This is a genomic window from Pseudomonas sp. LjRoot71, from assembly GCF_964253255.1.
Lineage (GTDB): Bacteria > Pseudomonadota > Gammaproteobacteria > Pseudomonadales > Pseudomonadaceae > Aquipseudomonas.
The window spans coordinates 3,592,750-3,606,717 of record NZ_CAXURA020000001.1 but is presented as its reverse complement, the minus strand read 5'-3'; the positions used below and the strand labels follow the sequence as shown (position 1 = coordinate 3,606,717).

The window sequence follows — 13,968 nt, the reverse complement described above, 5'->3', positions numbered from 1 at the left end:
TGGAGCAATACCCACCGCAGTTAGCTGACCGCCAGTGAAACGACGTCTTTACACACTACCGTTACCGGAAGGCACCAATCAGGGTATCGAACAACGAGCGCGCAACTTGAATGACTTGCGCTGACGCGTTGTAGTACTGCTCGAATTTGATCAGGTTGGCCGCCTCTTCATCGAGGCTCACCCCCGACAATGAATCTCGGTTATCGGTGGCCTGCTTGAGTATCGAGGTAGTTGCCAGGCTGTCCTGTCGCGCCTGGGCAGTCAAGGTGCCGACACGCTCGACCGTGTCGCCATAGCTGTCGACGAAACTGCTGCCCGTGCTGATACCGGTAATTGTCGGATCAAGGCCAACGGTGGCTTTACTCTGCAAGTCTGCCAGGGCCAAGGCATTGCGGTTATCCGAGACACCATTCTGGTTGAACGACAAGCTGAAGGTGTCGCCGTTTTCCGGACGACCACTCAGGGTCATACGCATCCGGCTGCCGTCACTCAGCTCCAGTTCATAGGTGTTCTGCTGCCCGGACTGGAAGGTAGCAGGTGTCGCCGGCGTACCATCATTGGGATTGATGCGCGTCAGCGTAGCCCCAGCAGGCACGGTAAAATCACTGGTGCCAGCATCGTACGTCAGGGTCACCGGCAACACCGCCTGTAACGCGGCAGGATCAATATTGCTGCCGGTGCTTTGCAACGTCGGCTGGCCGATGGTCGCGGTACCGCGGTTTTGCACGGTGGCGTCGGCCCGCACGGGCGCAGCGAAAGCCAGTTGGTCGGGCTGGTCGAGTACGGCTTCGATGGCCGTCGCACCGCGCCGTGTCGGTTGCAACAGGTAGCGATCATTGGCCGACGGGGCAGCATCCAGGGCGATCTCGAAGCCCTGATCGCGACCGCTGGCATCGGTGAAGCTCAGCGCAGCTGGATAGCTACCCGGAGGGTTGGGGTTGACTGTCAGGGTCGCGCCATCGCTCAGGCGCCGGGCCGAGTATTGCGTGCCATCGAACTCAAGACGGTAGTCACTGGTGGTCAGCACGCTGCTGTCGGTGATGTTCAAAGCGGGCTGCACGTTGCTGGTGTTGCCGGCAGAAGCACGCACTCGCAACTGGGCCGTGGCCGGGTCATTGAAATCACCGAACAGGGCGGTGCCCACTTGGCCTTTGAGGTCCAAGCCCTGCCCCAACTGACTATTCACCTGGTCCGCAACGGCCAATGCCAGGCGGCCGATGGAATTGAGCGTAGGGTCGAGGGTTTCGCTGCGGTAGCGGATCAGCCCACCCAGCTCGCCGCCAGTCAGTAGCGAGGTGACCCCCTGACGCGAGCCACCACTGACGAACTCGATCTCGAAACGGGTCGGGTCATCGCGACCTGCAACCGCTTCCAGGCGGCTTGCGGTACTGCCAACCACCAGTGGCTGGCCGGAACCAACAAATACGTTCAGCGAGCTGTCGTCCTGCGCCACCACACTGACACCGATATAGGTAGACAGTTGGCGTACCGCTTCTTCACGGGCATCGAGCAGGTCGTTGGGTTGCTTGCCATTGGCCGCTGCGACGGCAATGGCCTCGTTTAAACTGGCTATCGAGGTGGCCAGACGATTGACCTGTTCGGTCACGGCCGACATCTGCTTATTGATGAACTCGTTCTGCTCGCTGACGCGGTCGTAGACCGTATTGAAACGCTTGGCCAGACCTTCGGCCTCAGACAGCACCAACTGCCGAGCAGGGATATTCGCCGGATCTTCGGCCGCTGTCTGCAAGGCTGAGAAGAACGACTGCAGCGACGGTGTAATACCAGTGGTGGTACCTGCCAACAAAGAGTCGAGTTGCTCGATCTGCGCCTTGTAAGCCTCCACATCGGCGCTCAGCGCCGTGCTGCTGCGCACTTGCGCGGTCAAAAACTCGCTGTAGGTGCGACGGATATCAACCAGGGTCGTGCCCGAGCCAATATAGCCAACACCACTGAACTGCGGCACGCGGGTGGCCTGCACAGCATCCTGGCGCGAGTAACCAGGCGTGTTGACGTTGGTGATGTTATGACCAGTGACCGAGAGCGCGGTCTTGTTCGCCGACAGCCCGGACAGGCCAATATTGAGTAAGTCAGCCATGTTTCATCATCCGTTAGTGGACGGCGTACTGACTGCCGCGACTGTTTGATAGGTCTGCATCTGCCGCGCTATCTGGGCGATCTTGCGGGCGTACTGCGGATCCGTGGCGTAACCGGCTTTCTGCAACTCACGGGCGAACTGCTCAGGCTTGTCTGTCACAGCCAGGGCTTTTTCGTAACGGCCGTTGCCTTGCAGGAAACTCACGTAATCTTCAAAGCTGTGTGCATAGGACTCGTAAGCGCGGAAAGATGCCGCCTCCTTGACGGCCTTGCCACCCTTGAATTCGGTGGTCAGTACCCGCGCCGAGTCACCTTCCCAGGTGTTGTGGGTTTTGATGCCGAACAGGTTGTGGCTGCTGCTGCCGTCCTGCTGGCGAATGATCGACTTGCCCCAGCCAGTTTCCAGCGCGGCCTGAGCCACCAGATAACGCGGGTCGACGCCAATCTTCTCGGCGGCCTTTTCGGCCATAGGCAACATGGCGGCAATAAACTCATCCTTCGAGTCGAACGCCGCTTTGCCTGGCGCCAGTGGCGGCTGGGCAATGCGCCGGCCGGTGATCGCGTCCATGCCGTTCAAGCCCAACGCGGTATCGGCGGGTGCGGCAAAGGCCTTGGCGGGAATCCAGTCATTCTGCGCCAATGGCTGGCCATCGGCGGCAGTAGCCGATGGCACGATGCCAGCCAACAGACGATCAGTCAGTTTGCCCGGCAGCGACAGGCGCCGCTGGTTGATCAACGAGGTGTCGTCACGTGCGCCGTCAACCTTGGCCAAGGGTTTGCTCGGCGCGCTCGGCACCGGTTCATCGACCTGGGCAAACGGATTCGGGCGGCTGCTGGCATCCTTGATCTTCGACATCTGCCGCACCAGCACGTCGGCCAAGCCGATACCGTTCTGGTGATTGGACATGGTCACCGATAGCTGCTGGTCATGCATGTCCTGGTAGGTTTTGCTCTCGTTGCTGTTCATGAAGTTGCCTTCACCGAACACTTCGTTGGCCGAGCGCATGGCCTTGAGCATTTCATTGAGAAACAGCGACTCGAACTCCTGAGCCACCTTCTTGATGTTCTTTTCGCTGTCGCCGCCGACCTTGAACTGGTTGAGGCGATTGAGATCGTTATAGGCACCACTGTCGACGGTGCTGGTGCCGCCGAGCAAACCGGCTGAAAGGCGAGAGTCCATAGCGTGCGCTCCCTTAAATCACGATCAGGTCAGCCTGCAGAGCGCCGGCTTGTTTCAGCGCCTCCAGGATGGCCATAAGGTCGGAAGGCGAAGCGCCCACCTGATTCACCGCGCGGACGATCTCATCCAGCGTGGTCCCCGGACCGAACTTGAACATCGGCTTGGCTTCTTCGTCGGCATTGACCTTCGAGCGCGGCACCACTGCCGTCTGGCCACCGGACAAGGCATCCGGCTGACTGACAATCGGGTCTTCAGTAATAGTCACGGTCAGGCTGCCGTGGGTCACCGCAGCAGGCTGTACCTTGACGTTCTGGCCAATCACGATGGTGCCGGTGCGCGAATTGATGATGACCTTGGCCACCGCCTGGCCGACATCGACTTCGAGGTTTTCCAGGATCGACAGGTAATCGACACGCTGATTGGGATCGAGCGGCGCACTGACGCGAACCGAACCTCCGTCAAGCGCCTGGGCCACGCCAGGGCCAAGCAGCTCATTGATATGGTCGACGATATTCTTGGCTGTGGTGAAGTCCGGGCGATTGAGGTTCAACGTCAGGTAATTGCCCTGATCGAAACCACTCGGCACCGGGCGCTCAACGATCGCACCGCCCGGAATACGCCCGGCCGACGGCACGTTTACCGTAATACGCGAGCCGTCCGCACCGCCCGCATCAAAACCACCGACCACCAGGTTGCCCTGAGCGATGGCGTAGACATTGCCGTCGATACCCTTGAGCGGCGTCATCAACAGGCTACCGCCGCGCAGGCTCTTGGCGTTGCCGATGGAGGAAATGGTGATATCGATGGTTTGCCCCGGCTTGGCGAAGGGCGGCAAGTCGGCGTGAATCGAAACAGCAGCGACGTTCTTCAGCTGCACGTTGCCGCCCTGCGGCACCTTGATGCCGAACTGCGCCATCATGTTGTTAAAGGTCTGCACGGTGAAGGGCGTCTGAGTGGTCTGGTCACCACTGCCATTGAGGCCGACCACCAGGCCGTAGCCGATCAACTGGTTAGTCCGCACGCCCTGGATGCTGGCCAAGTCCTTAAGCCGTTCGGCCTGAGCAGTCGCGGCCAGCAGCGAGACAGCGACGGCCAGAAAATACGTGGATAGTTTCATAGTGGCCACCCTCAGAACGGCCACATTGGGCTAATAAAGAACCGGCTCATCCAGCCAGGCTGGGTAGCATCGGCGAATGCGCCAGTGCCTGAGTAGGTGATGCGCGCATCGGCAATCCGGGTCGAGGACACGGTGTTGTCAGTGGCGATATCATCCGCCCGAACCAGGCCGGCAATACGCACCAACTCATCACCGGTGTTGAGGGTCATCCACTTCTCCCCGCGCACCAGCAGAATGCCGTTGGGCATGACTTCAGCGACTGAAACAGTGATCGAACCCGTTAGGCTGTTGCTCTGCCCGGCCTGGCCGGAACCATCGGCCGAACGGGTGGCGTCGAAGTCGGCACTCAGGCTCAGGGTGTCATTAGTCATGCCCAAGGCACCAATCGAGGCCAGCGGGTTTTTCGGGGCTGCGGCCATACCAAACAAATTGGGTACGCCAAGGCTAGCCGAACTGTCTTTGCTGAGTTTGCTATTGGTGTTCTTGCTGGCCTGGGTACGCTCATTCAGGGTGATGGTGATGATGTCACCCACCCGATAGGCCTTACGGTCACCAAACAAGCCATTCTCAAAGCCGGCCTGATAGATCGAACCATTGTTCTGCGCAGCAGGTAGTGGCGTACGCGGCATCACGGGCGCGTAATAGGGATCATCCGGTTTAGGCGCAGGTGCCATGCAACCGCTCAAAGCCAGGGGGCCAAGCAGTGCACTTATGATTATCAGCCGGTTCATCTCTACTACCTCATGCGTTGCCAGGGGTGGCTGTACAGCCTTCTGCCACCCGTGCCGTTCAAGCCATTCCTTGCCGTGTTCAAGGCCCGCCAGACGCTGCGCGACTAGCCGGCCTTAGCTATCAAAGATTCTGCGAAATAAAGCCGAGCATCTGGTCCGCAGTGGAGATGACCTTGGAGTTCATCTCATAGGCGCGCTGCGTGGTGATCATGTTCACCAGCTCCTCGACCACACTGACGTTGGAGTTCTCCAGGGTGTTCTGCAGCATGACGCCCAGGCCATTGAGCCCCGGCGTACCGACCTGCGGCGCACCGCTGGAAGCAGTCTCCAGGAACAGGTTGTTGCCGATGGCCTCCAACCCCGCCGGGTTGATGAAGTCGGCCGTCTGCAGGTTGCCGACGATCTGCGGCTGTGGGTTACCGGCAGTGGTCACCGACACGGTGCCGTCTTCACCCACAGTAAAAGTGCGCACTTCGTTGGGCAGCACGATGGCCGGCTCCAGGGCGTAACCATTGGAGGTCACCACCTGACCATCGGAGTTGAGATGGAAGCTACCGTCACGGCTGTAGGACACCGTGCCATCGGGCAGCAGCACCTGAAAGAAACCACGGCCGTTGATCGCCAGGTCCAGCGGCTGCTCGGTGGTTTGCAGGCTGCCCTGGGTAAAGATCTTCTGCGTGCCGACCACCCGCACACCCGTACCCAGTTGCAGACCGGATGGCAGTTGGCTGTCCTGGCTGGTCTGACCGCCGGGTTGACGACGGATCTGGTACAGCAGGTCTTCGAACTCGGCGCGATCACGCTTGAAGCCGGTGGTCGAGACGTTGGCCAGGTTGTTGGAAATGGTGGTCAGGTTCATGTCCTGGGCGGACAGACCGGTTTTACTGACCCACAGTGCCGGAAGCATATCGATTCTCCTCGGGTGTCGTTTTAACGACGCCGCGTGCTGGTAATTAGGTCATCTGCAAGACGCGCGCCATGGCCGCCGAATTGTCTTCGGCGGTGCGCATCATCTTCACTTGCAACTCGAATTGGCGGGACAGGGAGAGAATCGCAGTCATCTCTTCCACGGCGTTGACGTTACTCGACTCAAGGAAGCCCGAGGTCACTTCTATGGTCGCATCCGCCTGTACCGGGCCCTGGCCCTTGAAGCGGATCAGGCCGTCAGTGCCTTTTTCCATCTGCTTGAGATCCGGGTTGACCAGTTTCAAACGGTCCACCTCGGCCAGCACGCTGGGCGCCTCACCGAGGGCGCGGATACTGATGGTGCCGTCCTTGCCGATCTCGATTTTCTGCTCCGGGGGTACCGCAATCGGTCCGGCATTGCCCATCACCGGCAAGCCATTGCCGGTACGCAGCATGCCCAGCGCATCAACATTCAGGCTGGCAGTGCGCACGTATGCTTCGCTGCCATCGGGTGCCTGCACAGCCAGCCAGCCTTTGCCGCCCACCGCCACATCCAGCTCGCGCCCAGTTTCCTGCAGCGACCCCGGGGTGAAGTCGGTTCCTGGACGTTCACTCATGGCATAGACACGCGCCGGATAACTGTCACCAAAGATCGGCATCGAGCGGGCCTGTTCAAAATCCCGACGGAAGCCATTGGTGGAAATGTTCGCCAGGTTGTTGGCGTGGGCACGCTGGGCCAGGGTGTTGTTGTGGGCCCCAGTCATGGAAACGTACAGCATCTTGTCCATGGTTATTCTCCGAGTTGGGCTTGCCGCCCGCTGCTCTATGCAAGATACAAAGCAATGACTATGCCAGCATTCGAAAAATAGAAGCAAGATATTGATAAATATGTATTTTTAAAAATAAAAAGGGCTCCATAAGGAGCCCTTTTGCGCAGCCAGGCGGCGTAGTTTTGCCGCCTGCGGCAGACCTCGCGCCTGCCACTGACGCCGCATCAACGCAGGTTGATGATGGTCTGAGTAACCGCACTCTCGGTTTCGATGGTCTTGGCGTTGGCCTGATAGTTACGCTGCGCAACGATCAAGTTGACCAGTTGATCCGACAGCTCAACGTTGGAATCCTCCAGGGCGCCGGACTGCAGTGCCCCCAGGGTGCCACTGCGCGGGGTTCCGCGTACCGGCTCACCGGACTCGAAGGACTGTACCCATGCGGTCTTGCCCACTGGCGTCAGGCCTTGCACGTTGGCAAAGTTGGCCAGAATCACCTGCCCCTGCACCTTTGACTGGCCGTTGGTGTAGCGCGCGAAGATCACCCCGGTGTCGTCAATTTCCAGGCCTGCCAGTTGGCCGGTGGTGTAACCGTCCTGGCTGACGCGGTTGACCGCAAAGTTGCTGGCAAACTGGGTCGACTGTCGCAGGTCGATATTCACCCCAGTGGCACTGGCATCAGCACCGTTGGGGCCCCACACCGGCGGCACCGAGTTATCCGGCGCACCCGGTACCCAGGTGGTCAGGTCGATGGTGCCATCGGCTCCAACTGTGAAACCGGTAGGCGTCGACGCAATCAACGCCGCCACATCCAGCTGCCCCGCCGCAGTGAACTGCAGATCAACTGAAGACGGTGTGGTCAGCGTCGGGTCATCCGGGTTGCGCCCATCGATCAGCACATTCATTTGCCAGGTGTTCGGCCCGGTCTTGAGGAAATACTGGGTGAATACGTGGGAGTTACCCTGGGTGTCATAAATGTTGGTCGAGGTCGACGAGTTGTAAGTCGTCGGGTCCGCCGGGTTGAACGGCGTCGTGGTCGGCACGATATTGTTCGAATTGAGGTTGAAGGTCTGGTCCAGGTTGCTGGTTGGCAACGGCGCCTGACTGGCCGTTTCAATACGCAGGTCACTGACCACACCATTTTGCAGGTTGCCGGCGGCGTCAACGGCATAGCCTTGCAGGCGATAGCCAAAGTTGTTGACCATAAAACCGTCACGATCCGTACCGAAGTAGCCCGCACGGGTATAGCTGATATCGCCGTTATTGCTGGTCTGGAAGAAGCCGTTGCCGTTGATCGCCAGATCCAGCGCGTTCTGCGTGTAGTTGATGTTGCCCTGGTTGAACAGCTGCGACACATCGCCCAGCAGCACCCCACTGCCCTGGGGGTTTTTACCGGTGCCCAGCACCGAGGCTGCATACACATCGGCAAACTCGGCCCGCGACTGTTTGAAGCCTGCAGTGCCGGCGTTGGCGATGTTGTTGCCGGTCACGTTGAGGTCACTGGTCGCGGCACGCAGACCACTAAGACCGATATTGAACGCCATGGAAGACTCCTTTGCCGGGCAACCGGCGGTTAAAACCTGTTAGTTACTGACCAATGACCTGCACTTGCGACATCGGCACACTGCCGAGCCCTGCCAGGTTCAACATCAACTCTTTGCCGCCCAGGGTCACACTGTCGACGTTGGCCGGCAGCAAGGTGTAGAGGCCCTTGGTGCCATCGGCGTAGGTAGCCTGCGCTTCGAACTTGTAGGTGCCAGGCGGCAACAGATTGCCGCTGGCATCCTTGCCATCCCAGATAAAGCTGACATTGCCGGCAGCCTGCTCACCCAGGTTGACTCGCCCTACTGCCGCGCCAGCCTTGTCATAAATGTTGACGTAGACGTTACTGCTGCTGGCCGGCAGCACCAGGCTGGCCTTGAAGCTTTCACTGGTATCAACCACCGCTTTTTCGCTCGGGATGATGACCTTGCGCCCAACCAGGGATGAGGCTTGCAACGCTTGGGAAGACTGATAACCGGTGAGCAGCGAGCCCATGCTGGTGTTCAACTTCTCGATTCCCTCCACCTGACTGAACTGCGCCAGCTGGGCGATAAACTCACCATTGCCTTGTGGCTCCAGGGGGTTCTGGTTATTCAACTGGGCCACCAACAGGTTGAGAAACTCATTCTTACCGAGGTCCTTGTTCGTCTTGGTCTCGTTCTTGATCTGGTATTTATCCAGTACCGAACCGGCTACATCGCCAACAGTGCTCATAGGTCTGCGCTCCTTATCCGCTGGCTTACTGACCGAGGGTCAGCACGCGCTGCATCATCTGCTTGGCGGTGTTCATCATTTCGGTGTTGGTCTGGAAGGCCCGGCTGGCAGAGATCATGTCCGCCATCTCTTCCACCACATTGACGTTGGGGTAGTAGACGTAGCCGTTTTCATCCGCAGATGGATGGTTCGGCTCGTAGCGCGGCATCAGGGTGCTCTGGTCCTCGACCACACCGAGCACCTGAACGCCTACCCCGGCATTGTCCTGATCGGCAAACAACGAACCACGGTCACCGCCCTGCGCCGACTGGAACACCGTGGCAAACACCGGATGGCGTGCGCGGTAGGTCTGGTCAATGCTCGAGGAAACCGTCTCGGCGTTGGCAATGTTGCTGGAGATGGTGTTCAAACGAGTGCTCTGCGCGCTCATCCCCATTCCGGCGATATTGAAAACACTGGCAAGTGACATGGCATCAGGCTCCTGTTATTCGCCGCGCAGGGCGTTGACCAGCCCTTTGAACTTACTGTTGAGAAAGGTGAAGCTGGCCTGGAACTGCACCGAGTTCTCGGCGTAGTTGGACTGCTCGATCTGCAGGTCAACGGTGTTCTGATCAATCGATGGATGCAGCGGCGTGCGGTACGCCAGGCTGGCGTCGCCCATCGCCACACCATCGGCCGGGATATGCTGGCTGTTGGTGCGGTTCAGGCTGACCTGGCCACGCTGGCTCTTGGCACTCTGCTCGGCCAGCACGCTGGCGAATTCAAGATCACGCGCCTTGTAATGCGGCGTATCGGCGTTGGCGATGTTGTTGGCCAACACTTCGGCACGCTGAGCGCGAAAGCCCAGTGCCTGTTCGTGAATACCGAGTGCCCGATCGAAGCTGATGCTCATGGTCAGAAACCTTTGCCAGTTGGCGTTGCTGTTTTCCGTGCAAGACCATAAGCAAGGCGTGTGCCATTTTATTTTTTGCTTATATTTCAATACTTTATATAAATATAACAGCCCTTTTAGCGGCAAAGCGGCAAAGGCTTTCCGCCTTCTGGCAAGTAAAGCGGCAACGGCTCCGCGGTCGTTGCCACCTTCCGTGTACAACACACAATGCTGACTGTTTAAGGAGATATCGCAGACACCAACACACCACTCATCAGACAATCACATTCAGTTTTGACAAGCATTCTCATTAACATTAGTATCTTTCGCATCTTAACTGCCTGCTACGAGCCTCAATCATGTACGTCTGTCTCTGCGAAGGTGTAACTGACGGTCAGATTCGCGAAGCCATCTACGAAGGCTGCTGCAGCTACCGTGATGTACGGGCCACCCTTGGCGTCGCCAGCCAGTGCGGCAAATGTGCTTGCCTGGCCAAGCAGGTTGTACGTGAAACCCTCAGTGAAGTGCAGAGCAGCCAGGCAGCCCTCGCCTACCCGGCAAGCTTCGTCGCCGCCTGACTTGATCAGCATTTAGAAACCGGACCTCGCGTCCGGTTTTTTTATGGCCGGCCATTTTTTATACCTTTAATTCAATACCTTAGCGCCAAGATGCAGAACTTAAACATTCGCATTCATATTAATTTTAGCTTTGGATTCAACTACTTAGGTTTGACAGCCGAAAATCATCGGCCCAGAATTTGGAGCTAACTCACCTTGCAAGGCAGGCGCAGATATGAAAGGCGACAAGAAAGTCATCCAGCATCTGAACAAGATCCTCGGTAACGAGCTGGTCGCGATCAACCAGTACTTCCTGCACGCGCGCATGTACGAGGACTGGGGCCTGAAGAAACTCGGCGAGCACGAGTATCACGAGTCCATCGATGAGATGAAGCATGCGGACAAGCTGATCAAGCGCATCCTGTTTCTCGAAGGTCTGCCCAACCTGCAAGACCTCGGCAAGATCCTGATCGGTGAAAACACCAAGGAAATGCTTGAGTGCGACCTGAAGATCGAACACAAGGCGCATATTGATCTGAAAGCAGCGATTGCCTACTGCGAAAGCATCGGCGACTACGCCAGCCGCGAACTGCTTGAAGAAATCCTCTGCTCCGAAGAAGACCACATCGACTGGCTGGAAACCCAGCTCAGCCTGATCGAAGCAGTAGGCCTGCAAAACTACCTGCAGTCGCAGATGGACGAATAACCGTCGCCCATGCGCACAACTGAAAACGGGAGCCCATGGGCTCCCGTTTTTATTTAATGCGCGGCTCAACAGACACAAAAAACCCCGCCAGCGCGGGGTTTTTCAGGACAGCTAACGGCTCAGGCACCGGCCTTCTGTGCTGCGTCCTTGATCAGGGTTTGCAGCTCACCCTTCTCGAACATTTCCACCAGGATGTCGCTGCCGCCGACCAGTTCACCACCGACCCACAGCTGTGGAAAGGTTGGCCAGTTGGCATATTTCGGCAGATTGGCGCGGATTTCCGGGTTTTGCAGAATGTCGACATAGGCGAACTTTTCGCCACAGGCCATCACAACCTGCGCAGCCTTGGAGGAAAAGCCGCACTGCGGAGCGTTCGGCGAGCCTTTCATGTACAGCAGAACGGTATTGTTGGCGATCTGCTCTTTGATGGTTTCGATGATATCCATTGGGCACCTCAGGACTTAACTTCCCGACTCACGGGTCGGCACGGTGGCGGCATTGTAGCGAAAAGCCGAGCGCAATGCTCGGCCTTCCAAGCCACTTTCCACACGCCGAATATCCCTGCTCAGGCCGCAAACACCTGCACAGGCACCCCATTTAGCGCCGCATTGCCGGACAAGGCATCAAGCTGCCGCTCATCGGTCAGGTCATTGGCGCTGGCCCCCGGTTGCTCGCTGGCAATCGCCATATGTACGCCCGGTCGGGCGTGCCCCCAGCCGTGTGGCAGGCTGACCACCCCGGCCATCATTTCATCGCTGGCGGCCACTTCTACCTCAATCACCCCCACCCGCGAGCGCACCCGCACCAACTGGCCATCGCTCAGCCCACGCTGACTCAGGTCCACCGGATGCATCAGCAACTGATGACGGGGTTTGCCTTTTACCAGGCGATGATAGTTGTGCATCCAGGAGTTATTGCTGCGCACATGACGACGGCCAATCAATAGCAGCTCGTCAGCCTTGGCCGTCGGCTGTTCGGCAAAACGCTGCAGGTCAGCCATGATCACCGCTGGCGCCGCCATTACCTGCTTATTGACGGTTTTCAGACGACTGGCCAGGTTGGGTTTGAGTGCGCCCAGGTCGAGGCCATGGGGGTGCTCGCGCAACGCGGCCAGGGACAACTTATGTTCCGACTTGTCGCCGTAAGCACCAAAGCGCAGGCCCATGTCGATCATCTGCTCCGGGGCCATGGTCGGCTTGAGTTCTACGCCGGTCTTGGCGGCAAAGGCTTTGGCCAGGCCGACGAAAATCTCCCAGTCATGCAGCGCACCCTCCGGCTTGGCCAATACCGCCTCGTTAAAGCGGGTGACGTTACGCACCGCAAACACATTGAAGGTGGTGTCGTAGTGATCGTGTTCCAGCGGCGCCGTCGGCGGCAGGATCAGGTCGGCATAGCGGGTGGTTTCATTGATGTAAAAGTCGAGGCTGAGCATGAACTCCAGCCCCTCCAGCGCCTGCTCCAGCTGACGGCCATTGGGCGTGGACAGCACCGGATTGCCCGCCACCGTGACCAGTGCCCGTATCTGCCCTTCGCCGGCCGTGAGCATCTCCTCCGCCAGGGCCGACACCGGCAATTCACCGCCGTACTCCGGCAAGCCGGATACCCGGCTCTGCCAGCGATTGAAATGCCCGCCGGAAGTCGAGGCCACCAGATCCACGGCAGGTTCGGTGCACAGCACACCGCCAACGCGGTCCAGATTGCCGGTGACCAGGTTGATCAGTTGCACCAGCCACTGACACAGCGTGCCAAACGCCTGGGTGGAAACGCCCATGCGGCCGTAGCACACCGCCGACTCGGCGGCCGCGAAGTCCCGCGCCAACTGGCGAATCGTTGGCGCCGGCACGCCACAGCGGGCGCTCATGGTTTCGGCAGTAAAGCCGGCAATCGCCTGGCGCACCTCATCCAGCCCATCGATCGCCAGGTGGCTGGTACGACCCAGGTTTTCTTCAAACAGGGTATTGAGCAGGCCGAACAGCAGCGCAGCATCCTGCCCCGGACGGACGAACACATGCTGATCAGCAATTGCAGCGGTTTCGCTACGGCGCGGGTCAACCACCACTAACTTGCCACCGCGTTTCTGGATAGCCTTCAAGCGCTTTTCCACATCCGGTACGGTCATGATGCTGCCGTTGGACGCCAGCGGGTTACCGCCGAGAATCAGCATAAAGTCGGTGTGATCAATATCCGGAATCGGAATCAACAGGCCGTGACCGTACATCAGGTGGCTGGTCAGGTGATGCGGCAACTGATCGACCGAGGTCGCGGAATACCGATTACGGGTTTTCAGCTGCCCGAGAAAGTAGTTGCTGTGGGTCATCAGGCCGTAGTTGTGCACGCTCGGATTGCCCTGATACACCGCCACCGCGTTCTGCCCATGCGCGGCCTGAATCGCACTCAGGCGCTCGGCCACCAGCTCAAAAGCTTCATTCCAGTCGATGGCCTGCCACTCAGTCCCCACGCGGCGCATCGGCTGACGCAGGCGATCGGGATCATTCTGAATATCCTGTAACGCCACGGCCTTGGGGCAGATATGGCCGCGACTGAAACTGTCCTGGGCATCGCCCTTGATCGAACGGATCTGCGTGGAACCGTCGTCCTGCACTTCGGTTTCAATGCTCAAGCCACAAATGGCTTCGCACAGGTGGCATGCACGGTGGTGGAGGGTCTTGGTCATGGCCGGGCCTCTTGTTTTGGTTCGGCGCGCAAAGCACCGTAAAGTATGAACTATGTCGGCAGATCAGAACCTGCACCAGCAGGGTTCGCGGCGTGAATTGCGCAGC

Annotated in this window: 14 protein-coding genes; 2 read left to right on the top strand and 12 right to left on the bottom strand. The window is 58.8% G+C overall.

The window, feature by feature from the left end:
• Window positions 1-61: 61 nt before the first annotated feature.
• The 10 genes from flgK to flgB all read right to left on the bottom strand — a co-directional run bounded on the left by flgK (window position 62) and on the right by flgB (window position 9,946).
• Window positions 62-2,098, bottom strand: a complete 2,037-nt coding sequence (gene flgK / locus ACSQ17_RS16920; RefSeq protein ID WP_436069768.1) for a flagellar hook-associated protein FlgK — start codon at window positions 2,096-2,098, stop codon at window positions 62-64.
• A gap of 6 nt (window positions 2,099-2,104) precedes the next feature.
• On the bottom strand, window positions 2,105-3,277 hold the full coding sequence (gene flgJ / locus ACSQ17_RS16915) for a flagellar assembly peptidoglycan hydrolase FlgJ (RefSeq protein ID WP_436069767.1): 1,173 nt from the start codon (window positions 3,275-3,277) through the stop codon (window positions 2,105-2,107).
• A 13-nt stretch (window positions 3,278-3,290) separates the two neighbouring features.
• Window positions 3,291-4,394: a flagellar basal body P-ring protein FlgI gene (locus ACSQ17_RS16910; RefSeq protein WP_436069766.1), complete on the bottom strand. Its 1,104-nt coding sequence runs from the start codon at window positions 4,392-4,394 to the stop codon at window positions 3,291-3,293.
• A gap of 11 nt (window positions 4,395-4,405) precedes the next feature.
• The gene (gene flgH, locus ACSQ17_RS16905; protein WP_436069765.1) at window positions 4,406-5,125 is read right to left on the bottom strand and encodes a flagellar basal body L-ring protein FlgH; all 720 of its coding nucleotides are present in this window, start codon (window positions 5,123-5,125) and stop codon (window positions 4,406-4,408) included.
• 121 nt (window positions 5,126-5,246) lie between these two features.
• Window positions 5,247-6,032, bottom strand: coding sequence for a flagellar basal-body rod protein FlgG (gene flgG / locus ACSQ17_RS16900; RefSeq protein ID WP_436069764.1), 786 nt, complete (start codon window positions 6,030-6,032; stop codon window positions 5,247-5,249).
• A 46-nt stretch (window positions 6,033-6,078) separates the two neighbouring features.
• Entirely contained in the window at window positions 6,079-6,819 is a 741-nt protein-coding gene (locus tag ACSQ17_RS16895; RefSeq protein ID WP_436069763.1) for a flagellar basal body rod protein FlgF, read from the bottom strand.
• A 206-nt stretch (window positions 6,820-7,025) separates the two neighbouring features.
• On the bottom strand, window positions 7,026-8,342 hold the full coding sequence (gene flgE / locus ACSQ17_RS16890; RefSeq protein WP_233684171.1) for a flagellar hook protein FlgE: 1,317 nt from the start codon (window positions 8,340-8,342) through the stop codon (window positions 7,026-7,028).
• A gap of 43 nt (window positions 8,343-8,385) precedes the next feature.
• On the bottom strand, window positions 8,386-9,054 hold the full coding sequence (gene flgD, locus ACSQ17_RS16885) for a flagellar hook assembly protein FlgD (RefSeq protein WP_436069762.1): 669 nt from the start codon (window positions 9,052-9,054) through the stop codon (window positions 8,386-8,388).
• A 25-nt stretch (window positions 9,055-9,079) separates the two neighbouring features.
• Complete coding sequence (gene flgC, locus ACSQ17_RS16880) at window positions 9,080-9,523, bottom strand: flagellar basal body rod protein FlgC (protein WP_233684169.1); 444 nt, start codon at window positions 9,521-9,523, stop codon at window positions 9,080-9,082.
• A gap of 15 nt (window positions 9,524-9,538) precedes the next feature.
• Window positions 9,539-9,946 (bottom strand): flagellar basal body rod protein FlgB, encoded by a 408-nt coding sequence (flgB, locus tag ACSQ17_RS16875; protein WP_436069761.1) that lies wholly within the window; start codon window positions 9,944-9,946, stop codon window positions 9,539-9,541.
• Between the two features lie 338 nt (window positions 9,947-10,284).
• Between flgB and ACSQ17_RS16870 the strand changes: the two genes are divergently transcribed.
• Window positions 10,285-10,503: a bacterioferritin-associated ferredoxin gene (locus tag ACSQ17_RS16870; RefSeq protein WP_257778020.1), complete on the top strand. Its 219-nt coding sequence runs from the start codon at window positions 10,285-10,287 to the stop codon at window positions 10,501-10,503.
• Window positions 10,504-10,717: 214 nt separating this feature from the next.
• Window positions 10,718-11,188, top strand: a complete 471-nt coding sequence (gene bfr, locus ACSQ17_RS16865) for a bacterioferritin (protein WP_090248283.1) — start codon at window positions 10,718-10,720, stop codon at window positions 11,186-11,188.
• A gap of 119 nt (window positions 11,189-11,307) precedes the next feature.
• Here the strand turns inward: bfr and grxD are convergent, their stop codons facing one another.
• Window positions 11,308-11,634 (bottom strand): Grx4 family monothiol glutaredoxin, encoded by a 327-nt coding sequence (grxD, locus tag ACSQ17_RS16860; protein WP_233684166.1) that lies wholly within the window; start codon window positions 11,632-11,634, stop codon window positions 11,308-11,310.
• A 119-nt stretch (window positions 11,635-11,753) separates the two neighbouring features.
• Window positions 11,754-13,862 carry a molybdopterin oxidoreductase family protein gene (locus ACSQ17_RS16855; RefSeq protein WP_436069760.1) on the bottom strand — a complete coding sequence of 703 codons (2,109 nt, stop codon included), beginning with the start codon at window positions 13,860-13,862 and terminating at the stop codon, window positions 11,754-11,756.
• Window positions 13,863-13,968 lie beyond the last annotated feature (106 nt).

Excerpts from the sequence above, each read along its gene's own strand:
- flgK (WP_436069768.1), bottom strand. The coding sequence starts at position 2,098 with ATGGCTGACTTACTCAATATTGGCCTGTCCGGGCTGTCGGCGAACAAG.
- flgJ (WP_436069767.1), bottom strand. The coding sequence starts at position 3,277 with ATGGACTCTCGCCTTTCAGCCGGTTTGCTCGGCGGCACCAGCACCGTC.
- ACSQ17_RS16910 (WP_436069766.1), bottom strand. The coding sequence starts at position 4,394 with ATGAAACTATCCACGTATTTTCTGGCCGTCGCTGTCTCGCTGCTGGCC.
- flgH (WP_436069765.1), bottom strand. The coding sequence starts at position 5,125 with ATGAACCGGCTGATAATCATAAGTGCACTGCTTGGCCCCCTGGCTTTG.
- flgG (WP_436069764.1), bottom strand. The coding sequence starts at position 6,032 with ATGCTTCCGGCACTGTGGGTCAGTAAAACCGGTCTGTCCGCCCAGGAC.
- ACSQ17_RS16895 (WP_436069763.1), bottom strand. The coding sequence starts at position 6,819 with ATGGACAAGATGCTGTACGTTTCCATGACTGGGGCCCACAACAACACC.
- flgE (WP_233684171.1), bottom strand. The coding sequence starts at position 8,342 with ATGGCGTTCAATATCGGTCTTAGTGGTCTGCGTGCCGCGACCAGTGAC.
- flgD (WP_436069762.1), bottom strand. The coding sequence starts at position 9,054 with ATGAGCACTGTTGGCGATGTAGCCGGTTCGGTACTGGATAAATACCAG.
- flgC (WP_233684169.1), bottom strand. The coding sequence starts at position 9,523 with ATGTCACTTGCCAGTGTTTTCAATATCGCCGGAATGGGGATGAGCGCG.
- flgB (WP_436069761.1), bottom strand. The coding sequence starts at position 9,946 with ATGAGCATCAGCTTCGATCGGGCACTCGGTATTCACGAACAGGCACTG.
- ACSQ17_RS16870 (WP_257778020.1), top strand. The coding sequence starts at position 10,285 with ATGTACGTCTGTCTCTGCGAAGGTGTAACTGACGGTCAGATTCGCGAA.
- bfr (WP_090248283.1), top strand. The coding sequence starts at position 10,718 with ATGAAAGGCGACAAGAAAGTCATCCAGCATCTGAACAAGATCCTCGGT.
- grxD (WP_233684166.1), bottom strand. The coding sequence starts at position 11,634 with ATGGATATCATCGAAACCATCAAAGAGCAGATCGCCAACAATACCGTT.
- ACSQ17_RS16855 (WP_436069760.1), bottom strand. The coding sequence starts at position 13,862 with ATGACCAAGACCCTCCACCACCGTGCATGCCACCTGTGCGAAGCCATT.